This window comes from Massilia sp. FBCC-B171 (genome assembly GCF_059134155.1).
The window spans coordinates 1,407,267-1,429,700 of sequence record NZ_CP101443.1 but is presented as its reverse complement, the minus strand read 5'-3'; the positions used below and the strand labels follow the sequence as shown (position 1 = coordinate 1,429,700).

General features: G+C 66.7%; 18 protein-coding genes. 10 read left to right on the top strand and 8 right to left on the bottom strand.

The window, feature by feature from the left end; genetic code table 11:
* Window positions 1-83 precede the first annotated feature (83 nt).
* Window positions 84-914, top strand: a complete 831-nt coding sequence (locus tag NMB41_RS06490) for an MBL fold metallo-hydrolase (protein WP_494381657.1) — start codon at window positions 84-86, stop codon at window positions 912-914.
* 51 nt (window positions 915-965) lie between these two features.
* Here the strand turns inward: NMB41_RS06490 and pepA are convergent, their stop codons facing one another.
* Window positions 966-1,820, bottom strand: coding sequence for a flocculation-associated PEP-CTERM protein PepA (pepA, locus tag NMB41_RS06485; RefSeq protein WP_494381656.1), 855 nt, complete (start codon window positions 1,818-1,820; stop codon window positions 966-968).
* A 279-nt stretch (window positions 1,821-2,099) separates the two neighbouring features.
* Here pepA and NMB41_RS06480 point away from each other — a divergent pair, with 279 nt between their 5' ends.
* From NMB41_RS06480 to NMB41_RS06455, 6 genes are all read left to right on the top strand, one after another.
* Window positions 2,100-2,546 carry an SRPBCC family protein gene (locus NMB41_RS06480; protein ID WP_494381655.1) on the top strand — a complete coding sequence of 149 codons (447 nt, stop codon included), beginning with the start codon at window positions 2,100-2,102 and terminating at the stop codon, window positions 2,544-2,546.
* A 24-nt stretch (window positions 2,547-2,570) separates the two neighbouring features.
* Window positions 2,571-3,047: a VOC family protein gene (locus tag NMB41_RS06475; protein ID WP_494381654.1), complete on the top strand. Its 477-nt coding sequence runs from the start codon at window positions 2,571-2,573 to the stop codon at window positions 3,045-3,047.
* A gap of 185 nt (window positions 3,048-3,232) precedes the next feature.
* The gene (locus NMB41_RS06470) at window positions 3,233-3,805 is read left to right on the top strand and encodes a DUF2760 domain-containing protein (RefSeq protein ID WP_494381653.1); all 573 of its coding nucleotides are present in this window, start codon (window positions 3,233-3,235) and stop codon (window positions 3,803-3,805) included.
* Complete coding sequence (locus tag NMB41_RS06465) at window positions 3,802-5,646, top strand: Hsp70 family protein (RefSeq protein WP_494381652.1); 1,845 nt, start codon at window positions 3,802-3,804, stop codon at window positions 5,644-5,646. The genes NMB41_RS06470 and NMB41_RS06465 overlap by 4 nt, the downstream gene beginning before the upstream one ends.
* 7 nt (window positions 5,647-5,653) lie before the next feature.
* Window positions 5,654-8,500: an Hsp70 family protein gene (locus NMB41_RS06460; protein ID WP_494381651.1), complete on the top strand. Its 2,847-nt coding sequence runs from the start codon at window positions 5,654-5,656 to the stop codon at window positions 8,498-8,500.
* Window positions 8,501-8,593: 93 nt separating this feature from the next.
* Window positions 8,594-9,157 (top strand): outer membrane beta-barrel protein, encoded by a 564-nt coding sequence (locus tag NMB41_RS06455; protein ID WP_494381650.1) that lies wholly within the window; start codon window positions 8,594-8,596, stop codon window positions 9,155-9,157.
* On the opposite strand, the gene NMB41_RS06450 is transcribed toward NMB41_RS06455, so the two are convergent.
* Genes NMB41_RS06450 through NMB41_RS06440 form a run of 3 tightly spaced genes read right to left on the bottom strand, consistent with a single transcriptional unit; the run spans window position 9,158 to window position 11,768 of the window.
* Window positions 9,158-9,871, bottom strand: coding sequence for a MipA/OmpV family protein (locus tag NMB41_RS06450; protein WP_494381649.1), 714 nt, complete (start codon window positions 9,869-9,871; stop codon window positions 9,158-9,160). It lies immediately after the preceding gene.
* Window positions 9,871-10,503, bottom strand: coding sequence for a response regulator (locus NMB41_RS06445; protein ID WP_494381648.1), 633 nt, complete (start codon window positions 10,501-10,503; stop codon window positions 9,871-9,873). The genes NMB41_RS06450 and NMB41_RS06445 overlap by 1 nt, the downstream gene beginning before the upstream one ends.
* Window positions 10,500-11,768, bottom strand: coding sequence for a sensor histidine kinase (locus tag NMB41_RS06440; protein WP_494381647.1), 1,269 nt, complete (start codon window positions 11,766-11,768; stop codon window positions 10,500-10,502). Before NMB41_RS06440 ends, NMB41_RS06445 begins: the two co-directional genes overlap by 4 nt.
* A gap of 144 nt (window positions 11,769-11,912) precedes the next feature.
* Between NMB41_RS06440 and NMB41_RS06435 the strand changes: the two genes are divergently transcribed.
* Window positions 11,913-12,662: a hypothetical protein gene (locus NMB41_RS06435; protein ID WP_494381646.1), complete on the top strand. Its 750-nt coding sequence runs from the start codon at window positions 11,913-11,915 to the stop codon at window positions 12,660-12,662.
* 211 nt (window positions 12,663-12,873) lie between these two features.
* Here the strand turns inward: NMB41_RS06435 and NMB41_RS06430 are convergent, their stop codons facing one another.
* Complete coding sequence (locus tag NMB41_RS06430) at window positions 12,874-15,012, bottom strand: gluconolaconase (RefSeq protein ID WP_494381645.1); 2,139 nt, start codon at window positions 15,010-15,012, stop codon at window positions 12,874-12,876.
* Window positions 15,013-15,492: 480 nt separating this feature from the next.
* On the opposite strand from NMB41_RS06430, the gene NMB41_RS06425 reads away from it, so the two are divergent.
* Complete coding sequence (locus NMB41_RS06425; protein WP_494381644.1) at window positions 15,493-15,984, top strand: PRC-barrel domain-containing protein; 492 nt, start codon at window positions 15,493-15,495, stop codon at window positions 15,982-15,984.
* Between the two features lie 66 nt (window positions 15,985-16,050).
* Here NMB41_RS06425 and NMB41_RS06420 read toward each other — a convergent pair whose 3' ends face one another.
* Together NMB41_RS06420 and NMB41_RS06415 are read right to left on the bottom strand one after the other, a co-directional pair.
* Window positions 16,051-16,572 (bottom strand): PaaI family thioesterase, encoded by a 522-nt coding sequence (locus NMB41_RS06420; RefSeq protein ID WP_494381643.1) that lies wholly within the window; start codon window positions 16,570-16,572, stop codon window positions 16,051-16,053.
* 43 nt (window positions 16,573-16,615) lie between these two features.
* A complete protein-coding gene (locus NMB41_RS06415; protein WP_494381642.1) occupies window positions 16,616-17,617 on the bottom strand; it encodes an NADP-dependent oxidoreductase in 1,002 nt (333 codons plus the stop codon).
* 105 nt (window positions 17,618-17,722) lie between these two features.
* Here NMB41_RS06415 and NMB41_RS06410 point away from each other — a divergent pair, with 105 nt between their 5' ends.
* Window positions 17,723-18,274, top strand: coding sequence for a TetR/AcrR family transcriptional regulator (locus tag NMB41_RS06410; protein WP_494381641.1), 552 nt, complete (start codon window positions 17,723-17,725; stop codon window positions 18,272-18,274).
* A gap of 16 nt (window positions 18,275-18,290) precedes the next feature.
* Here the strand turns inward: NMB41_RS06410 and hrpA are convergent, their stop codons facing one another.
* The gene (hrpA, locus tag NMB41_RS06405) at window positions 18,291-22,400 is read right to left on the bottom strand and encodes an ATP-dependent RNA helicase HrpA (RefSeq protein WP_494381640.1); all 4,110 of its coding nucleotides are present in this window, start codon (window positions 22,398-22,400) and stop codon (window positions 18,291-18,293) included.
* Between the last annotated feature and the right edge of the window lie 34 nt (window positions 22,401-22,434).

The following is a 22,434-nucleotide window of genomic DNA, read 5'->3' as shown; positions in this document are numbered from 1 at the left end:
ATCGAACATCGACCTTCGGGCCACTGTCGGCGCCGCGCCGCCGAGCAGAGAATGGCCTCACTTCACAACCAAAGGACAAGACCATGACCCTCGCACCCGTTCTCGACAACGCCCTCGTCGACGCCAATACCGGCACCGTCGGCTTCCAGCAGATCCGCAATGCCACCGTCAAGATTCGCTATGGCGACACCACCTTCCTGGTCGACCCGATGCTGGCGAAAAAAGACAGCTATCCCGGCTTCGAAGGCACGGTCAACAGCCACCTGCGCAACCCGCTGGTCGAGCTGCCCTTGCCCATCGAGGAGATCGTCCGGGCCGACGCCGTCATCGTCACCCACACCCATCTCGACCATTGGGACGAAGCGGCGAAACAGGCGCTGCCCAAGGACATCCCCCTGTTCGCACAGGACGAGCAGGACGCCGCCAGCATCCGCAAGGACGGTTTTACGGACGTGCGCGTGCTCGGTGAGCAGAGCGAGTTCCGCGGCGTGCGCCTGACGCCGGTCACGGGCCAGCATGGGAGCACGGCCGTCATGGCGATGCTGGGCTCCTTCCTGGGCAAGACGATCGGCATCGTGTTCCGGCGCGAAGGCTGCAAGACGGTGTACGTGGCCGGCGACACGGTCTGGACGCCCGCCGTGGAAGCGGCCATAGCAAACTGCCGGCCCGACGTCATCGTCCTCAACACGGGCCATGCGCGCGTCGCCGGTTTCGATGACGCGATCATCATGGGCAAGCACGACCTGAAACGTGCCCATGATGCGGCGCCGGGCGCGACGGTCATCGGCATCCACATGGAGGCGTTCAACCACATGACGCAATCGCGCCGCGACTTGCTCGACCATGTGGCCGAAACCGGGATGGATGAGGCGCGGGTGCTGGTGCCGGACGATGGGCAGGCCTACCGCTTCTGAGCAAAAAAAAAGAGCGGGCAAGCCCGCTCCTGTCCATGCGCCTGAAACGATTTACATCTTGGCGGCGCGGCGGCGGGTCACGACGCCCGCGCCCAGCATGGCGATACCGAACAGGGCCAGCGAACCTGGCTCCGGCACTTCGGACAGCTTGAACTGACCGTTGTTGCTCACGAAGAAGTTGGTCGGGGTATTTGCATAGGCGGAGCCGTTGCAACCATTGCCCGTGAAGCCAGCGTATTCGCAAGCCACTTCGTCCACCAGGGTGTCGGTTGGCGAAGAAACGGTGTTGGCGTTGGTGAAGGCAAAGGCCATGATCGATTCCGTCGACAGGTCCTCACCGTTTTCACGGAAGAAGTAGCCGGAATCGAGTCCACCCGCCTCTGCCCGTGCGAACACGGTCACTTGGCCGTTATTCGTGGGCGAGCCGCTTGCATCGACCAAACCGCCGCCACCGGCCATCACGGTGAACACGGCAATCTCGTTACCCAGGTTGGCGCCATAGATGCCGGCCGTGGTGGCGTACTGGTTGTTGGCCGGGTTCTGGAACATGCGAATGGTGCCGCCGCTGAAGCTGAAGGAGCCGCTGAAATTGCCGGTACCGGTCGCTTCAAACATTGCGGTGATGTTGCCGCCCGGGTAATTCACTGGGAACAGCGCGCCGTTGCTGTCAGCCTGGGTGATGTTGAACACTGCGTGCTCGGTGAACGAGAAGCTCGATCCGCCCGTTGGGTTGATCTGGATGAAGGCATTGCCGTTCACGTCCAGATACTCGTTGATTTCCTGACCACTAGCGAAGCCGCCACCGGTTGGATTGAAAACCCAGTCGTTCAGGACCGGGGCCGCGTGGACAGCGCCCATTGACAATGCAACCGCAGTAGCACAGGCCAGTTTCTTGAAAAGTTTCATGACTGAATTCCTCATTCGGTGGTTGATCAGGAACCGCAACCTACTACTAGCAACCCTCGTACCAGCCCATTTACGGCGTTAAAAATCAGGCACTTGCAAATTATCGATAACTCATCAATTATAAAAATGTAAAGAAATCCGACACAATTAAATTCCAGCCGGACACAAAAATCATGCTTGGCCAACGAAAAATAAGTGCGCCGCGCTGTCGAATACCGGACCCTGTCTTCGTCGTATTTCCAGAGGGACGTCCTCTGTCTTCACATAAGGAAACCGATCATGTCCACGAATACCGTCGAGCTGCACCGCGTGCTCAAGTCCACAGCCGAGCGCGTCTACCGCGCCTTCACGACACCCGGCGCCATGGCCAAATGGCTGCCGCCGCACGGCTTCTTCGGCACCGTGCACGAAATGGATGCCAGCGTGGGTGGGCGCTACCGGATGTCGTTCACGAATCTCACCACCGGCCACAGCCATGCCTTCGGCGGCGAGTACCTGGAGCTGGAACCGGGCAAGCGCCTGTGCTATACGGCCGCCTTCGACGACCCGAACCTGCCGGGCCGGATGCAGACCACGGTCACGCTGCGCGAGGTGTTTTGCGGAGTCGAGATGCAGGTGAAACAGGAAGGCATTCCTGCGATGATTCCGGCTGAGGCCTGCTATCTCGGCTGGCAGGAATCGTTGATTTTGCTGGCGCAACTGGTTGAAGCTGACATCAAGGAATAAGAACCTTCACAACAGGAGAACACCATGAACAAGAACACGATCTGCCTCTGGTTCAACGGCGCCGCACTCGAGGCCGCGCGCTTCTACGCTGAAACGTTTCCGGACAGCGAAGTGAAAGCAGTCCATCACGCACCGAGCGACTTTCCATCTGGCAAAGAGGGCGATGTGCTGACGGTCGAATTCACGGTGCTCGGCATTCCCTGCGTGGGACTCAACGGCGGCCCGGCCTTTACCCATAGCGAGGCGTTTTCCTTCCAGATTGCCACCGAGGACCAGGAAGAAACCGACCGCCTGTGGAATGCCATCGTGAATAACGGCGGCCAGGAAAGCGCCTGCGGCTGGTGCAAGGACAAATGGGGACTGTCGTGGCAGATCTCGCCGCGCGTCCTGCTCGAGGGCGTCGCCAGCCCCGACCCGGCCGTGGCCAAGCGCGTTTTCGAAGCGATGATGCAGATGCAAAAAATCGACATCGCCACGATTGAGGCGGCGCGGCGCGGCTGAGGGCGCGCGCAAAGGGTATTGCATTCTTGTTCAAGGGCAGCATATGGCCAGGGCCGGCGGGCGCGACGTGCCCGCCGCGTGCGTGCTCGCCCCGTGGTCAAACTGGTATCATTCGCGTTTGTCCGGACCCAGGCCCCGACGCTGTCTGACAGCGCGCCGGTCACTTACCCTACAGAACATCAAGAATGAGCACACCGACCCAACTGCCCTCTTTCTGGAGCCGGCTCTCCCTCGCCTTCAGCACCTTCTTCAAAACCGTCGGCGACGCCGAATTCGCCGCGCGCGTGCGCGATGACCAGGTCGGCCCCGTCGCCGCACCCGCCCCGATGCCGGCGCCCGCCGCCGCCCCGGTCCCGGTCCCCGTCCAGTTGCGCGAAACCACGCCGGAAGCGGCTCTGCAACTCTTGACCCTGCTGCAGCGCGAGGCGCGCCTGATCGACTTCGCCCACGAAAACCTGGCCGCCTATGCCGACGCCGACATCGGCGCCGCCGCCCGCGTGGTGCACGAAGGCTGTGCACGCGTGCTGAAAGACCACTTCACGATTCAACCGGTGCGCAGCGAGGCCGAAGGCACGCGCGTCACGCTCGAAGAAGGCTTCGATGCGTCCAGCGTGCGCCTGACCGGCAACGTGGTCGGCAAGGCCCCGTTCAAGGGCCTGCTCACCCACCGCGGCTGGAAGGCGACTGAGGTGCGCCTGCCGCAGCTGGCCAAGGAACACGACGCCAGCGTGCTGGCGCCCGCCGAGGTGGAACTGTGAGCGCGCGCTACGCCATCGGCATCGACCTCGGCACCACGCACAGCGCGCTGTCCTGGGTCGACCTGGAAGCGAGTGACGGCGAGAATACCGCGCACGGCGTCCTGTCCGTGCCGCAGCTGACCGCGCCCGGCACGGTCGAAGCGCTGCCGCTGCTGCCCTCCTTCCTTTACCTGCCGCATCCGGACGAACTGGCGCCGGGCGAACTGGCCCTGCCGTGGAATACGGAAGGCGAGACGCTTGTCGCCGGCGAGATGGCGCGTTCGCGCGGCGCCACCACGCCGATCCGCCTGGTGTCGTCGGCCAAGAGCTGGCTCTGTCATCCGGGCGTGGACCGCCGCGCCGCCATCCTGCCGCCGGACGCGCCGGAAGAAGTCACGCGCGTCTCGCCACTCGAGGCCTCGACCCATTATCTGGCGCACCTGCGCCGCGCCTGGGACAGCGCGCATCCGGAAGCGCCCTTCGACGAGCAGCAGGTGACGGTGACGATTCCCGCCTCGTTCGACCCGGGCGCGCGCGAACTGACGGCCGAAGCGGCCCGCAAGGCCGGCTACACCTCCGCCACCCTGCTGGAAGAGCCGCAAGCGGCCCTGTACAGCTGGATCCAGGGCAGCAATGGGAGCTGGCGCAAGCAGGTGAAAGCCGGCGACATCGTGCTGGTGGTCGACGTCGGCGGCGGCACCAGCGACTTTTCCTTGATCGCCATCCTCGAACGCGACGGCAAGCTCGAACCGCACCGCGTGGCCGTGGGCGATCACATCCTGCTTGGCGGCGACAACATGGACCTGGCGCTGGCCCACCTGGTCGCGCGCAAGCTGGCCGCCAACGGCACCCAGCTGGACGCCTGGCAGATGCGCGCCCTCACCTACGGCTGCCGCGGCGCCAAGGAACATCTGCTGGCCGACGCGAATGCCACCACCTGGCCGATCGTGGTGCCGAGCCGCGGCTCGAAGCTGATCGGCGGCTCGATTCGCACGGAACTCACGCGCGAGGAAGTCACCACTTTCATTACCGATGGCTTCTTCCCGCGTGTGGAAGCCGGCGCGCGTCCTGCGACGCGTGCGCGTGCGGGCCTGACGCAACTGGGCCTGCCGTATGCGCAGGATGCCGCGATCACGAAGCACCTCAGCGCCTTCCTGGCACGCCAGGCCGGTGCCACGGCAGAACTCGAAGGCTTCGAGGGCCGCGTGAGCGCCGAACACAGCTTCCTGCATCCGAGCGCAGTGCTGTTCAACGGCGGCGTCTTCAAGTCCGCCATCCTGGCCCAGCGCGTGATGGACACCCTCAACGACTGGCTCTACATGGAAGGCGCAGAGGCCGCACGCATGCTGGAAGGCGCAGACCTCGACCTGGCAGTGGCGCGCGGCGCGGCCTATTACAGCTATGCGCGGCGCGGCGGCGGCGTGCGCATCCGCGGCGGGACGGCCCGTTCCTACTATGTCGGCGTCGAATCGTCGATGCCGGCCATTCCCGGCATGGAACCGCCGATCCAGGCCCTGTGCGTGGCGCCCTTCGGCATGGAAGAAGGCAGCGAACTCGAACTGCCTGGCCAGGAATTCGGCCTGGTGGTGGGCGAACCTGTCCACTTCCGCTTCTTCGGCTCCACCACGCGGCGCCAGGATGCGATCGGCGAGGTGCTCGACTTCTGGGGCCCGGACGAGCTGCAGGAACAGAACGAAATCCAGGCCACGCTGCCGGCCGATGGCCGCACTCCGGGCGACGTGGTGCAGGTGACCCTGCACGCGCTGGCGACCGAAGCGGGAACGCTCGAACTGGCGGCGGTGGCGCGTGACGGCCAGCGCTGGAAAGTCGAATTCGACGTTCGCTCCACGTCGGACCAGTGACGCCTCAGTGACACCCTCAGTGACGCCCTACCTGGTCAGCATCGATCTCGGCACCACGAATACGGTGCTGGCCTATGCCGCGCCCGGTGCGGCCGAGGTCGAACTGTTTTCGATCGACCAGCTGGCCGCGCCCGGCGAAGTGGTTGCAGCGCCCTTGCTGCCCTCGAACCGCTACCACCCCGCTGCCGAAGAACTCGGGCCGGGACAATTGCAGCTGCCCTGGCAGCTGCCCGACGTTGCCGGCGTCGAACGCATGGCCGTCGGCCGCCTCGCACGCATTCTCGGCGCGGCGACGCCGGGCCGGCTGGTGGCCAGCGCCAAGAGCTGGCTGTCGCACCCCGGCGTCGACCGCATGGCGCCCATCCTGCCCTGGGGCGCCGAGCCTGAGGTGCCGAAGGTCTCGCCGGTGGCCGCCAGCGCCAGCTACCTGGCCCACCTGCGCGCCAACTGGAACATCCGCTTCCCCCAGCATCCGCTCGAACAGCAGCAAGTCGTGCTGACCGTGCCGGCCTCCTTCGACGAAGGCGCCCGCGCGCTCACGCTCGAAGCGGCCAGGATGGCCGGCCTGCCCCAGCTGCGCCTGCTGGAAGAACCGCAGGCCGCGCTCTACGACTGGCTGTATCGGCACCGCGCCACGCTGGCCGAGGATTTACGCGGTACGCGCCTGGTGCTGGTGGCCGACGTCGGCGGCGGCACCACCGACTTCAGCCTGGTCAAGGTCGAACTGGCCGAAGGCGAGCCGCAGCTGACCCGCATTGGCGTGGGCAACCACCTGATCCTCGGCGGCGACAACATGGACCTGGCGCTGGCCCACCTGGTGGAAACGCGCATGGCGCAGCAGGATGGCGCAACGGCGCCTCCCGCACGCCTGTCGGCGGGGCGCCTGGCCCAGCTGACGGAACGCTGCCGCGCGGCCAAGGAACAGCTGCTGGCGCCTGGCGCGCCGGATCAGGTGGCGGTCACGCTGCTGGGCGCCGGTTCGCGCCTGATCGGCGCCAGCCGCAAGGCCGAGCTGCTGCGCGAGGACATCGAGCGCGTGGTGCTGGACGGCTTCTTCCCCCTGAACGAGACGCAGGAACCGGCGCGCCGCGCGCGCGCCGGCATCGTCGAATTCGGCCTGCCGTATGCGAGCGACCCGGCCGTCACGCGCCACCTGGCCAGCTTCCTGCGCCAGCATGCAAGCGCGGCGCGCGCAGCGCTCGGCCTGGCCGAGGACGACGACACCCTGCCCGTGCCGGACACCCTGCTCCTCAACGGCGGCGTATTCCGCGGACAAGCACTGGCCGAGCGCCTGGCCGAGACGCTGGCGCGCTGGCGCGGGCAGCCGCTGCGCATCCTGCACAACCTCGACCCGGACGTGGCCGTGGCGCGCGGCGGCGTCGCCTATTCGCTGGCGCGCCAGGGCCAGGCGCCAGGCATCGAAAGCGGCGCCGCGCGCAGCTACTACCTGCTGCTCGAGGGCGAACGTTCGGCCGCCGGCCTGCGCGCCGTCTGCCTGCTCCCGCGCGGCACGGCCGCCAGCCAGGAGGTGCGCCTGTTTGACCGCAGCTTCGCGCTGCGCCTGGGGCGCCCGGTGCGCTTCCACATCGTCTCGACGGTGGCCGACGCGGGCCAGGCGCCGCAGCCGGGCGCACTGGTCGATCTCGCGCCGGACGAGGTCGTGCGACTGCCGCCGATTGCCACCGTCCTGCGCGCCGCACCGGGCGCCGCGCCGCGCAGCGAGATCGCGGTGCAGCTGGTGGCGTCGCTGAGCGAAGTCGGTTCGCTGGAAGTGCATTGCGTGGCCGAAGACGGCAGCGGACGCTGGCAGCTCGCCTTCCAGCTGCGTGAAACGGACAGTGAAGACGAGGCAGTCGATACCGACCTCCTGCCGCCGCAGACCGATGCCGCCATCGACAAACTCGAACGCGTCTTCGGCACCCGCTCGAAAGCGGTCGACACCAAGGAAGTACGCCAGCTGCGCGCAAGCCTCGAGCACCTGCTGGGCCGGCGCGAAGCATGGGCCACGCCGCTCCTGCGGCGCCTGTTCGATGCGCTGATGGAGCGCGCCAAGGGGCGGCGCAGGTCGAGCGAGCACGAACGCGCCTGGCTGAACCTGGCGGGCTTCTGCCTGCGTCCGGGCTTCGGCCACCCGCTCGACAGCTGGCGCATCGAACAGCTGTGGGCGATGTTCGAGGGCGGCGTGCAATACCACAAGGACACGCAGGTGCGCGCCGAATGGTGGACGCTGTGGCGCCGCGTGGCCGGAGGGCTCGACACCGAAGCGCAGCTGCGCCTGCTCGACGACTTCGCCTTCAACCTGCAGGCCGACGCGTCCGAACGCGGCAAGCGCCCCATCACCCTGGTCGACGGCAGCGAGGAGGACATGCTGCGCCTGGGCGCTTCGCTGGAACGCATTCCCTCGGCCTACAAGGCGGAGATCGGCCACTGGATGATGGAGCAGATCGACGCCATCCCGCGCGCCGGCGCCAAGCTCGATGCGAAAACGGCCGCCACCTATGCGCGCTACCTGTGGGCGCTGGGCCGGGTCGGCGCGCGCCAGTCCTTCCACGCCAGCGCGCATGAAGTCGCGCCCGCGCAGGCGGCCGAAGCCTGGCTGGCCAAGCTACTGCTGCTGGACTGGAAGAAGATCGAGCCGGCGGGCTTTGCCGCCACCCACATCGCGCGCATGACCGGCGACCGCTCACGCGATATCAGCGAGACGGTGCGCGCCGAGGTGTTGCGGCGCCTTGGGTCGATCGGCGCGCCGGGGGCGTGGACGGCGATGGTGCGCGAGGTGGTGGAGCTGGATCAGGCGAGCGAGACGAGGATGCTGGGGGAGGCGCTGCCGCCGGGGTTGAAGTTGATTCGTTAATCGCGTGCGCGTGGATATGCATGACCGATGGCACATGCGCACATCACGCTGTTTTCCTAGAATCTGGGCTCCAACAAACCCAAGGAAAGCACCATGTCCAAGTTCCTCGCCTGCGCCGCCCTCGCCGTCCTCATGTCGGCCTCCTCCGCCCATGCCCAGCAAGCCTACGCCGGCGCCGCCGTGGCCGGCGGCGGCACCATGCAATACCGTATCGCACCCGACGCACCCAGGGTCGACGAACACGTCCTGTTCGGCAGGCTGTACGGCGGTTACGCCTTCAGTGACAGCTTTGCGCTCGAAGGCGGCTGGGCCGGCTTTGAAAACACCGACTTTGCCAAAGCCGACACCGGCGCGCCTTTCGACGCCACGCTCAAGGTCAACCTGCTGTACGTGGCGGCGCGCGCCAGCTACCGCTTCAACGACGCCTGGTCGGTGGCCGGCAAGCTGGGGGCGGCGCGCCTTTCGCAGGCATTCGACACCGGCGGCGTAACACGGCGCGCACACGGGGTGCGCCCGATGTTCGGCGTTGGCGTCACCTACGACCTGACCCGCACTGCCGCCCTGACGCTCGAATTGAACGACTACGGGACGCTGCGTACCAGCCAATCGCAACTGAAGGTGCGCAAGCTGGAAGCCGGCGTCAAATTCAGTTTTTAATCAAAAGCCGCGTACCAGCATCAGGGAGTACCCGACGCCGGTGCGCCGCGTCACCAGTGCCCCGGTCGCCGCGTCCCCGTGCAGTCGCCTGGCCTCGACAGTGGCCGAGGCGGTGTACTTCGGCGTCAGCGCCCACTGCCAGCGTCCCTCGATGCCGCTGTCCTTGACCCCGGCCTTCGCATCCGGTCCGGCGCCCAGGTGCGTCTGGAGGAAGCGCCGGTCGGCCAGGCGCACACCGGCGGCCAGCACCAGCACATGGTGCGGCGCCACATTGTAGTGCGTGGCCAGCAGCAGGCTCGCCTGGATGCCGCCACGGCTGCCCGCCATGCGGTAGCCGTTCGTCACGACGTGCAGGTTATGCAGCAGCTGGTAGTTCATGAATGCGCCGAACAGGGGCATGAGCCGCGTATCGCGCCCAGGCGCCGCGGTGCGCTCGCGCCCCAACGCAAGCAAGGGTCCGTAGCGCAGGCCCGGCGTCGCCGACAGCTGCATGCCGAGCGACAGCCCTTGCAGGAATACGCCATTGCTCCAGCGCGCCTCGAAATGCGGCGCCACATAGTTTGTCCGCGTGCGCCTGCCTTCGTCCTCGGCGTGATTGCCCAGCACCACGCCGGCCTGCAGTTCGCGCGTCCCCTCGGGCATCAGGAAGGGCGAGGCACAGGCGCCGCCGGCGCCGAGGCAGGCCAGCACGGCGGCAAGGTAACGCGGCGCCATCAGATGCACCCCATTTCGAGGCCGCGCAGCACCGCGCGCACGCGGTCGCGCACGCCCAGCTTGGCCAGGATGCTCGACACGTGGTTCTTGATCGTGCCTTCGCTGGGCCCGAGCGCGGCGGCGATTTCGGCGTTGTTCAGGCCTGCCGCCATCAGGGCCAGGATTTCGGTTTCGCGGCTGGTGAGGGCATGTCCCGCCGCGCGCACAGTCCCGCTGCTGCTGCGTTCAAAGGAAGCGCGCGTGCGCTCGGTCAGCGCGGGCCGGAACAGCGTGGCGCCGGCGGCGACGCTGCGGATGCCTTCGGCCAGGCGCTCGAGCGAAATGTCCTTGAGCAGGAAGCCGCGCGCGCCCAGGCGCATGCCGTCAAACAAGACCTCGTCGTCATCAAAAGTAGTCAACAGGATGGTCGGCGGCAGGCTGGCGCCGGCGCGCCGCAGCAGTTCGATGCCCGACACTTCCGGCATGCGCACGTCGAGCAGCAGCACGTCCGGCCGCGCCGCGGCAATGACGCTTGCCGCCGCCGCGCCGTCGGCCGCTTCTGCCACCACGCGGATGTCGGGCGTCAGTTCCAGCAGGCCGCGGATGCCGCTGCGTACCAGCATCTGGTCGTCCACCAGCACGACGCGGATCACGCGCCCTCCAGCGCAACGGGCAGCGTAAACGCAAGGTAGAAGCCCTGCCCGGGCGCGCTGTCGGCATGCAGCGTGCCGCCGAGTTCGGCCACGCGCTCGCGCATGCCGGCCAGGCCGTTGCCCTCAAGCTGCCCGCTGCCGCGGCCGTCGTCGCGGATGGACGCCGCGATCCCCTCGCCGTCGTGCCCGATGTCGATGGCCAGGTGCGACGCCTGCGCGTGGCGCACCGCGTTCGTCACCGCCTCCTGCACGCAGCAGAACAGCGCATGCGCCGTCGCCGGGGAACAGTCGCCAACGCGCGCGCCGATCGTGAGCGCGATCGCGGGCGACGGAATGCCGGCGCACAGCAGGCGCAGGGCCGCTTCGATATCGATGCGCCGCTCGCCCCGTTCGGCGCCGACGATGCCGCGCACTTCGGCCAGCAGGCCCTGGGCCAGTTGGCGCGAGGTGCGCAGCGAGTCGGGCGCTGCGCCGGCGGCCTGGCGCAGCGCCAGGTCCAGGTGCAGGTTCAGGGCGGTGAGGTGATGGCCGATCGAATCGTGCAGGTCGCGCGCGATGCGCATGCGTTCCGAAGCGCGCACCGTCTCCCCCAGCAGCATCTGCGTGGCCTGCAGCTGGGCATGCGATTGCGCCAGCTGCAGGCGCGCATTGCGGTCCTTGCGCACCAGCCAGACCAGCGAGAAGGCCAGCGGCAGCAGGCAGCGCTCGAAGGTCAGCATGGCCAGCATGGTCTGGATCCGGACGTCGCTGACCGGCGCGCTCCGGTGCAGCACCAGGACCACGTCGAGCGCCACGCCGAGCAGGAACTGCGCGCCCAGCCAGCGCATGCCGCGCGCAAGGGGCAGCAAGGCCGCCAGCTGCACCGTGGCGAGCAGGCTGAAGACAAGCGAGTCCAGCGCCACGCCGAGCGCCACCTGCCCTGCGAGGAGGAGCGGCATCAGGCGTGGTGCGCGCTGGGGCTGGAACACGGTGCGTACCAGCAGCAGGAGAAACAGGGCGACGCACATTCCTTGCAAACCCACGAACAGCAGGTGCGCCAGTTCTGCCCGTTCGGAACCCGCCGTCACCAGCGATGGCGCCGCCGTGAACTGCGCAGCAACCCGCTTGGCCAGCAGGCCTGCCGGATTGTGCAGGTTTTCGGCGTGCGCGCCGCTCAGCCAGCGCGTGACAAGTTCCGACGTGGCGAACACGAGACCGGCGGCCAGGGCCGCGGCGGCGTAGCGCCGCAGGGCGGGCGGCCTGCTGCTGAAAGTTGGTGGGTGCATTGCTTGCTGTTATGATAAATCCGGTGGGCAATTCTACGCGAGCGCACCTGTGCGCGGCGGCCTGTGTTCGAGCAAGCATGACTTTTGGCACGGGTAGCCTGATTGGGCGCGCCGTAGAATCCACGCATTCCCCTTGGCGCAACGATGAAAACGATGAAGAAAGCGATGTTCACCGGCGCCCTGCTGGCAGCGTCCCTGGCGCCGGCGCCCCTGCCCGCACAGGAAGCGGAACCGGCCAAGGTATTCGTCAGCACGCAGCGCGACTCCGAATGGCACAGCTACCGGCACGCTTACAAGGCAAGCCGCTTTTTCGAGGCCTATACCGAAACGCGGCCGCTGATCCAGGCCCACATGCAGATACGCCCGCTCAAGGCCGACCTGCCGATGGACGGCCTGCACGTCCAGCTCACGGGCGCGACGACGATGGCCGAGATAGCGGTCGACGCGCTCGGCCGCGCCACGCTCCCGATGATCAAGCAGGCCTTCAACGAGGACGCGGTACTGCGCCTGAACCGCCAGAAAGGCCATTACATGTTCAGCGGGCGCTATTCGATCCGCGAGCGCGTCGACGGCGTGTATGCGGGGACCGAGCTGCGCGCGGCCTGCGAGCAGCTGCTCGACGCGCAGCGCGCTTCGGGCTACCGCTGGCGCCTGCTCGGGAAAAAGTGCGCGGGCATCAAATTCGTCTACCGGCTGACGGATCCGACGCCGCGCATCGTGCACCGCGACGATGCGGGCGTCGAACGGCCGCTGGCCGTGGCGGAAGGGCAGCCCTTCGAGAGCGGCACCATGGGCGGTTTCCAGGTGGCGGAATACCGCTTCGCGGACTGGCCATTATCGGGGACGGTGCTGGCGCAGACGCTGCCGCTTGCCATCGGCACGCTGTACGACTAGGGGTCATCGGGCCGCTCCACCATCGTCGGAAAATTTGGGCCGGTTCGTACGCCTGTTGAACGCGTGGGCGGCGAGTGGGCTGCGGGCTTGCCGAGTCCAGGGTGTAGCCGCCCACCCTACGTCCTGCTGCGGAGGTCAACAGGTGATGGAACCCGTAGCGTGGGCGGGTACCCCGCCCACGCGTTCAACCGCCCAGGGAAACCTCGCGCCCCTACTCCACCCTGATCGCCAGATCCCGTCCTTCCAGCGCCACCTGTCCCGCGTAATCCGCCGCATAAATGCGCAGGATGTAATCCCCCGGCGTCAAGGCATCGACCTTCCAGGTCCCCGGCGCCACGCGCCCGCCCTGCAGCGTGTTGTTGACCGCATAGGCAAAGCGCGTCGCCTTGCTGCCGTAGACCGTGATGCCGCTGCTTTCCGCGTACAGCAGCTTCACTGCTTCGCGCTCGCGCGGCAGGCGGTCGTAGACCTGCGTGATCAGGGGCTGCTCGAAACCGGGGAGCGCGCTGCCGTCCGGGCGCAGCAGCTGGTAACCGAGCTTGTACAGGCCGAGGCGGCGCCGCGCCAGGTTACCGTCCATCTGGTCGTAGCCGTCGGCCACGATCGACACCGCGCCAAGCGTACGCGCGACGCGCACCGGCTGGCCCTTCTTCGCGCCCAGGCGGCGGCCGATGCTGTCGTACAGGGCCACGCCCTGCAGGCGCGGCGCGATGGTGTCGAGCACGCCGGGGAAAGGCAGCGTCAATGGATTGACGAGCGAGCCGCCCGGGTAGTAATCGAGGTGGACGTGGGCCATGCTGTTGATGGTGCCGAGCGCGTCGCCCACCGCAAAGCGCGTTCCGCGCGGCACGCGCACCCGATCCGGCTTGCCCTTGGCGTCCTTCAGCAGCTGGAAGCGCGCATCGAAGGGCTTGTCGCGGCCGTCGCGGCCGACGCGCATGTGGATGTAGGAGATCGGACCAACGGCGATGCCCTCGCTGAGCGAGCCGAATCCCCAGTTCGCGAACGGGTCGCTGACCTTGGTGGCGGTGATCGCCAGCACGCGCGTGCCGATGTCGGCGCGCACGTCGAGGCCGGCGTGGAAGTGGTCGCGGCTTTCGCCGTCGTAGCTGCCGCGCACTTCGCCCATCAGGCCCACGACTTCGTGCGGCGCATCCTGCGGGCCGACCGGCCAGGGCATCGGCGTGCTGCGCGCAGGCTGCACCGGCGCGGGGATGGCCGGCATCGCCTCGCCCTCCTTCGGCGGCGCCAGGCGCAGTACGCGCAGTGCGAGCGCGTCGGCCACGACCAGGCTGCCGGCCGGCTCGACGGCGATGCCGTGCGGCGCGAACAGATGCACCTTGCCGTCGGCGCCGAAGGTCGATTCGGGCGGGCGGTCGGCGTCGTCGAGCGCGCGGATCTCGCCGCCGGGCGCCAGCTGCAGCACGCGCCCGCCGCCGGCGGCGATGTACAGGTAGCCGTCGTGGGTCAGCGCGAGACCCGTCGGGCGGCGCAGCAAAGGTTTGCGCTCGCCCTCCAAGGGTGCGGCGAGCGTGCTCACCACGCCGTCAAGGCCGATGCGGCGGATCGCGTTGTTGCCGGTGTCGGCCACGAAGAGCGTGCCGTCCTTGGCCACTGCAATGGCGCTCGGCGTATCGAAGGCGGCCGAGGCGGCCGGGCCGTCGGCGTTGCCGGGCCGCGCGCCGCCGGCCAGCGTGGTGACGACGCCGTCGGGCGCGATGCGGCGGATGCGGTCGTTATAGGTGTCGGCCACATACACGTTGCCGCGCGCGTCCACCGCCAGCCCGACCGGCGCGTGGAAGCGCGCCGCGCGTCCCTGGCCGTCGGCGTCGCCCGGCTGGCCGTCGCCGGCCAGGGTGGTGACGCTGCCGGCGGGGGTGATTTTACGGATGGCGTGGTTGCCGGTATCGGCCACGTAGAGGTTGCCGAATCGGTCGATCGCAAGTGCCGATGGGGTATGGAAAGCGGCGGCGGAACCGAGGCCGTCGGTGAAGCCTTCGCCGGCGCCGGCCAGGGTGGCAACTCTGCCCTGCCGGTCGATGCGGCGGATGCGGTTGCTGTCGCCGCCGTCGGCGACATACACATTGCCGTGGGCGTCGATGGCGATGCCGAAAGGATCGCTGAAGCGGCTCTGCGCCGCAGCGCCGTCGAGCACGCCATCCTGGCCGTTGCCCGCCAGCGGCGAGACGCGTGCGGCCCAGAACGCTTTCGTCGGCGCAGGCGCGGCCAGCAGGACGGCTGCGGCGCCGAGCGGGCCTGGCTCGCGCTGGCCGGCAAGAAAATAACCGGCCACGGCAGCGGCCAATACGCCGGCGCCCGCCAGGGACGCGATCTTCGTTGTTCGATTCACTACGCCACCCGTTCTTGCACAAAACGCAAGTTTAACCGATTGCATCGGTTAGCTCGGGGGCCAACAGTGCGCGGCGCGGGGAGCCGCTACGCGAACGGCGAATCCGGTATCAGCGCTTGCGCAGCAGCCGCGCGAACAGGGAAGTGATCGACACGGTAGGAATCAGTTTGGCCAGTGGGCCTGGATGGTTGCAGCGCGAAGTGATGGTCATGTTGTAGTCTCCGAAACATTGATTATCAGGATATTCATAAAGCTGAGCTCGCTCTGTGCGTTAGTTCGCATAGCGTCGCACTCGCCGATGACGCGCGCATGACAAGCGCGCGCACCCGTGCAGAATTGAGACATATCATGGCGTTGCGGGGCCAGGAGTGGCTTTGCAAACGATGCAATCGGACCAGGGAGAACGACATGGGCTATGCAGATCGTGACAAATACGGGATATACAGGAACAGGAGCCACGCCGGTCCAGGCCCGGCGCTGATGGGGGCCGACACGCTGATCGGCGACGGCGTCGTCAATGCCGCCGAGGAAGATCTTGGCGACATCAAGGAGATCATGCTCGACATGCAGACCGGCCAGGTCGCCTATGTCGTGCTGGCCTTCGGCGGCTTCCTCGGCATGCACGAGAAACTCTTCGCCGTGCCTTGGCAGGCCTTGCACCTGGACACCGTCAACCACCGCTTCGTGCTGAACGTGGAGAAAGAACGCCTGAAATCCGCCCCCGGCTTCAACAAGGATGCGTGGCCCGACATGGCCGACGTCAGCTGGGCCAGCCAGATCCACAGCTTCTACGGCACCGACCCGAACCGCGGCGGCGCCCCGACGATCGGCGCGGGACCCGGCGTGGCGCGCGGCGGGATGGGCAATACCGAGGCCGCGGTGCACGGGCCTGGGGCCAGCGTCGACCCGCGGCCGGGCAACCTGGGCAGCGACAAGGATATCAGCCGGATTCGCGGCAGTAATATCGGCTAAGCGGCACCCACTCCATCAACAGCCCGTGGCGGAACGCCGTTCCGCCACGGCGTGCGTCCTGCAGCCTCAACTGAAAATCATGCAGGTCGTCGTCGCGTGCGCATACAGCTTGCCATCGGGGCCGACGATCCGCCCTTCCGCAGTGGCGACCTGGCGCCCTGCATGGATTACCTTACCCTCGGCGCGCACCAATGGCACGGCCTCGCTCAAGGCACGCACCAGGTTTATTTTCAGCTCCAGGGTGGTATAGCCCTGGCCGGCCGGGAGCGTCGTGTGCACGGCGCAGCCCACTGCCGAATCGAGCAGCGTGGCGAACCAGCCGCCATGCACCGTGCCCATCGGGTTGTAATGCCTGGGCTGCGGGCGGCCCTGGAAGACGGCGACACCAGGCGCCATATGGATCGGCACGAAGTCGAGGGTATCGCCCATTGGCGGCGGCGGTAACTCCCCGGCAAAGATCGCCTCGAACATTTCCATGCCCGTCAGCGCGCGGACCTGCTCCCGCGCCGCTATGCCGGGCGCAAGCAGGCGCGCGCGGACCGCCTGTTCTTCCCGATACCACTGTGCCACGATCTGGTCGCTCTCCATCACCAACTCCTGTTTAATTGTTTAACCCGCAGTGCGCCCGGCGCTACCTGATGTTCACGATGACCTTGCCTTTGGCCCGACCCTGCTCGACATAGGCAAGTGCGTCCGCCGTCGATGCCAGCGGATAGCTGCGATCGACCACGGGGCGAATGTGCCCTGCCTCAACCATCGACGTAATCTCACCCAGTTGCCTCCCGTTAGCGCGCATAAAGACGAACGCATAACGGACCCCGCGTTTGGCGGCCTGCTTCCTTATACGGTAACTCAGGGCGCGGAAGACTTGCTTCAGCGGCCAGCCCAGACCCTGCTCGCTTGCGAACTGCGGCGTGGGGGGCCCGGAAATGGAAATGAGCTGCCCGCCGGGCCGCAATACCTGCAGCGATCGTTCCATTACATCCGTGCCAAGACTGTTGAGCACGACGTCATAGTCCTGCAGCAGCGCCGCGAAGTCCTGCTTCCGGTAATCGATTACCAGGTCCGCGCCCAGCCGCCTGACCCACTCGACATTGGCCGTGCTGGTGGTCGTAGCCACGAAGGCGCCAAGACGCTTTGCAAGCTGGATGGCAATCGTGCCCACACCGCCGGAACCGGCATGGATCAGTACTTTCTGCCCCGCCTGCAGTTGTGCAGTGTCGACCAGCACCTGCCATGCAGTCAGCCCGACCAGCGGAATGGAGGCAGCCTCCTCCATGGTGAGATTCGCAGGCTTGTATGCCAGCGAAGCTTCCTTGACACTGATGCGTTCGGCAAAGCCGCCGATCCGGTCCTCATCTAGCCGCGCATACACCTGGTCACCCGGTTTGAAATGGCGCACCCCCGGCCCGACTTCGAGTACCGTGCCGGCCACGTCGTTGCCCAGTATCAGCGGCATGCGATAAGGCAGGATCATCTTGAACTCGCCGCGCCTGATTTTCGAATCGAGCACGTTGACGCTGGCGGCGTGAACCTGAACCAGGACGTCGTCGTCGCGCACGACCGGTTCCGGAACATCGGCTACCCGGCCGCCACCCTTGCGGTCATACCGATCGATGAGAAATGCTTTCATGCTCCAATGATGATGACTATAATCAAAGACGTCAAGTTTTTTGATTATGGGCGACATCAATGTAGAATGGCGACGGAATCCGTCGACATGCATGAAGGGTGAAAAATGAAGGTCACGAAGGCGCAGGCGCAGGCAAATCGGGCGCGGATCGTCGAAACCGCGTCGACGCTGTTCCGTGAACGCGGCTACGACGGCGTCGGTGTGGCGGATTTGATGGGTGCGGCCGGCTTCACCCACGGCGGTTTTTACAAACACTTCCAGTCGAAGACCGACTTGATGGCGCAAGCAGCGCAGTGCGGCATAGCGCAAACGGCGGCGAAAACCGCGGGCGTGGACAGGAACGCCTTCGTGAAGTACTACCTGTCGCGCAAGCACCGCGACAACCCCGGCGATGGCTGTACCATGGCCGCCCTCGGGACCGATGCCGCACGCCAGAGCGAACAGGTCAGGGAAGCCTTTGCAGCCGGGATCGAACGCATGCTTGCATTGCTGGCGCTTGACGCCGGCGGCGCAGGCACGCGCGCCGAGTCGATCGACACCCTGGCCCACCTCGTGGGCGCCATCGTGCTGTCGCGGGCGTGCCCCGAGGGTTCGCCGCTGGCGGACGAAATACTGCGGGCCTGCCGATCGGCCATGCTCCCGACCGCAGCGTCCTGAGCGATCCTCGCTCCGATCACCGAATCATCGACTCCCACACCTTCTGCAAACGCTTGGCCGACACCGGCATCGGCGTGCGCAGCTCCTGCGCGAACAGCGAGACGCGCAGTTCTTCCAGCATCCAGCGGTATTCCGTCATGCGCGGATCATTCTGCTTGCCCGGCTGTTTGGAAATGCGCTGGAACTGGCTGGCGGCGTTCTGCCACTCCGCCATCAGCTGCGCATCGCGCGCCGGATTGCCGCGCAGCTTTTCCAGGCGCACGTTCATCGCCTTCAGATAGCGCGGGAAGTGCGCCAGCTGGCTGTACTCGTTGTCGGCAATGAAGCGCTTGTGCACCAGGCCCGCCAGCTGCGCCTGCATGTCGGCGGCAACCGGCGCGCCCAAGCCGTTCAGGCGCTTGGGCATGCCATGGAATTCGGACAGGATCGAGGAAACGAGGCGCGCGATCTCGTTGATCAAGAGGCCAATGCGCCCCTTGCCCTCGTCCTTGCGCTTGTTGAACGCGGCGGCGTCCAGCGGCAGCGGGTCCTGCAGGCAGGCGATGTCGATCGCCTTCTGGATGATCTGGTCGCGCAGCTCTTCCTGCGAGCCGAGCGCCATGAACTGCATGCCCATTCCCTGCAGGCCGGGGATGTTCTTCTCGGCGAATTTCAGCTGGTCCTTCAGCTGCAGCGCGAACAGGCGGCGCAGGCCGATGCGGTGGGTGCGCGCCGCCACGTTCGGATCGTCGAACACCTCGAGGTCGCAGTGCGTGATCTTGTCGACCAGGGCCGGGAAGCCGATCAGGGTCAGCTTGCCCTGGTTTATCTCGAGGAGTTCGGGCAGCTCGCCGAAGGTCCAGCTGGTGAGATTGGTGTGCTGGCTGACGGCCGGAGCGGCGGCCGGCGCAGCCGCTTGAGCGCCCTTCCCTTTGCCCTGCGGCACAGGCACCGCGATGGGCGCTGAGCTTCTTCCGCCGCCCCAGGCAGCAGGCGTCGCTACATTGGCGCGTATCGATCCCACCGCGGCCGGCGTCGATTCCGCCATCTTCTGGAAGCTCTCGCGTGCCTGGCTGCCCAGCTCCGCCTGCAGGCTCGCCAAATTGCGGCCCATCTCGAGCTGGCGCCCGTGTTCGTCGACGATCTTGAAATTCATGAACAAATGGGTCGGCAGCGTCTCGAGCTTGAAGTCGCCCGTCAGCACGTTCACGCCAGTCTGGGCGCGCACATCGCCGATCAGTACGTCGATCAGGTCGCCGCGACCGAAGGCATTGGCCGCATGGATGCGCTCGACGAAGCGCGCCGCGTAGTCCGGCAATGGCACGCAGTGGCGCCGCAGCTTTTGCGGCAGCGATTTGAGCATCAGGTGAACGCGTTCCTTGAGCATGCCCGGTACCAGCCAGGCCGCGCGCTCTTGCGGAATCTGGTTCAGCGCGAACAGCGGCACGGACAAGGTCACGCCATCGCGCAGGCTGCCCGGCTCGAAGTGGTAAGACAGCCCCATCTCGATGCCGGTGACGTTCATCGTCTTCGGGAACAGTTCCGTCGTGACGCCCGCGGCCTCGTGGCGCATCAGCTCTTCGCGGTTCAGGAACAAGAGCTTGGGGTTCTCGCGCGCCGCGTCCTTGTACCACTTCTCGAAGCCGGCGCCGTTGACGACGTCCTTCGGGATCTCGGCGTCGTAAAAGGCGGCGATCAGCTGGTCGTCGACCAGCACGTCCTGGCGGCGCGACTTATGTTCGAGGTTCTCGATCTCCTTCACCAGCTTGTGGTTGTGCGCATAGAAGGCCGAGCGCGTTTCGTAGTCGCCGGCCACCAGCGCATCGCGAATGAAAATCTCGCGCGCCTCGAAGGGGTTGTAGAGCGCATGGTTGATGCGGCGGCCGCTGTAGACCACGATGCCGTACAGGGTCGCGCGTTCCAGCGAGGACACCTGCGCCGGCTTCTTTTCCCAGCGCGGCTCGCCCCAGGATTTTTTCAAGAGGTGCGCCCCGACCTTCTCCACCCATTCAGGCTGGATCTGCGCCACGCAGCGCGCGTACAGGCGCGTGGTTTCGACCAGTTCGGCCGCCATGATCCATTTGCCCGGCTTTTTGGTCAGGGAAGATCCCGGCCAGATGTGAAACTTGATGCCGCGCGCGCCCAGGTAGCCCGCACCCGGCTCGTCCTCGGCCTTGAAACCGATGTTCCCGAGCAGACCCGTCAGCAGCGCCATGTGCAGCTGTTCATAGGTCGCCGGCGCCTCGTTCAGGCGCCAGCCCTGCTCGCGCACGATGGTGAGCAGCTGCGAATGCACGTCGCGCCACTCGCGCAGGCGCACCTGCGACAGGAAGTTGGCGCGGCAGTTCTCCTGCAGCAGGCGGTTGGTCTTCTTGTGCGCGATCGCGTCTTCGAACCAGGCCCAGATTTTGAGGTAGCTGAGGAATTCGGATTTCTCGTCGGCGAATTTCTTGTGCTTCTCGTCGGCCTGCTGCTGGTATTCCATCGGCCGGTCGCGCGGGTCCTGGACCGACAGGGCCGCGGCGATGATCAGCATCTCGCTCAAGCAAGCGTTATCGAGCGAGGCCAGAATCATGCGGCCCACGCGCGGGTCGAGCGGTAATCTCGCCAGCTTGCGGCCCAGCGGCGTCAGTTCATTCGTCTCGTCGACCGCGCCCACTTCCTGCAGCAGCTGATAACCGTCGGCGATCGCGCGGCCCTGCGGCGGCTCGATGAAGGGGAAGGTCTCGACATCCGTCAGGTGCAGCGACTTCATGCGCAGGATGACGGCCGCCAGCGAGGAACGCAGGATTTCCGGCTCGGTGAATTTCGGGCGCTGCAGGAAATCGTCTTCCTCGTACAAACGGATGCAGACGCCATCGGCCACGCGGCCGCAACGGCCGGCGCGCTGGTTCGCCGCCGATTGCGCGATCGGCTCGACCTGCAGCTGCTCGACCTTGTTGCGGAAGCTGTAGCGCTTGATGCGCGCCAGGCCCGCATCGACCACATAGCGGATGCCCGGCACCGTCAGCGAAGTCTCGGCCACGTTGGTGGCCAGCACGATGCGGCGCGCGTTGGTGGTGCGGAAGACCTTGTCCTGCTCCTCGACCGAGAGGCGCGCGAACAGCGGCAGGATTTCGACGTGCGGCGGATGGTGCTTCCTCAGCGCTTCGGCGCAGTCGCGAATTTCGCGCTCGCCGGGCAGGAAGACCAGCACGTCGCCCTGGCCGAGGCGGCAGAGTTCATCGACGCCCTCCAACACCGCGTCCATCAGGTCGCGCTTCTCGCGCGCCTGCTGCGCCTTCGGTGCCGGTTTGCTGTCGACGCCACCGCCGACGGCGACCGGATCGCGGTCGACCGGGCGATAGCGCACCTCCACCTTGTACAGGCGGCCCAAGACCTCGATGACCGGCGCCGGCTTGCCGTTCTGCGCGGCGAAATGGCGCGCGAAGCGTTCGGCGTCGATCGTCGCGGAGGTGATGATGATTTTGAGGTCCGGGCGGCGCGGCAGCAGCTGCTTCAGGTAGCCGAGCAGGAAGTCGATGTTCAGGCTGCGTTCGTGGGCCTCGTCGATGATGATCGTGTCGTAGGCTTTCAGGAGCGGATCGGTCTGGGTTTCGGCCAGCAGGATACCGTCGGTCATCAGCTTGATCGAGGCGCCCGGCTGCAGCGTGTCGTTGAAGCGCACCTTGTAACCCACGTGTTCACCCAGCGGCGTGCCGATCTCCTGCGCGATGCGTTTGGCCGTCGAGGACGCGGCGATGCGGCGCGGCTGGGTGTGGCCGATCAGGCCCTTTTCGCCGCGGCCCAGCTGCAGGCAGATTTTAGGAAGCTGGGTCGTCTTGCCGGAACCGGTTTCGCCCGAGACGATGATGACCTGGTTCTCGGCCAGGGCCTTGGCGATCTCCTCGCGCCGGCCCGAGACCGGCAAGTCTTCCGGATAGGTGATCGGGGGCAGCGGCGTCTGCACGCGCGGTGCACGCGGCGCTCTCGGTTCACCCTGAGGCTTGCGTTCGCGTGACGCGCGCTGCGCACCCTCGCCTTGAGGTACACGCTCACCCTGCGCACGCTCGCCCTGCGGACGCGCTGCGCGCGGCTGCTTGGTATTGCTATCAGGGACTACTGCGCGCGCCGCGTCCGGCTTAGGCTTGTTACTCTGTTCAGACATTGATTTTTACGAGGTATTTGGTGCGCAAGTCGCG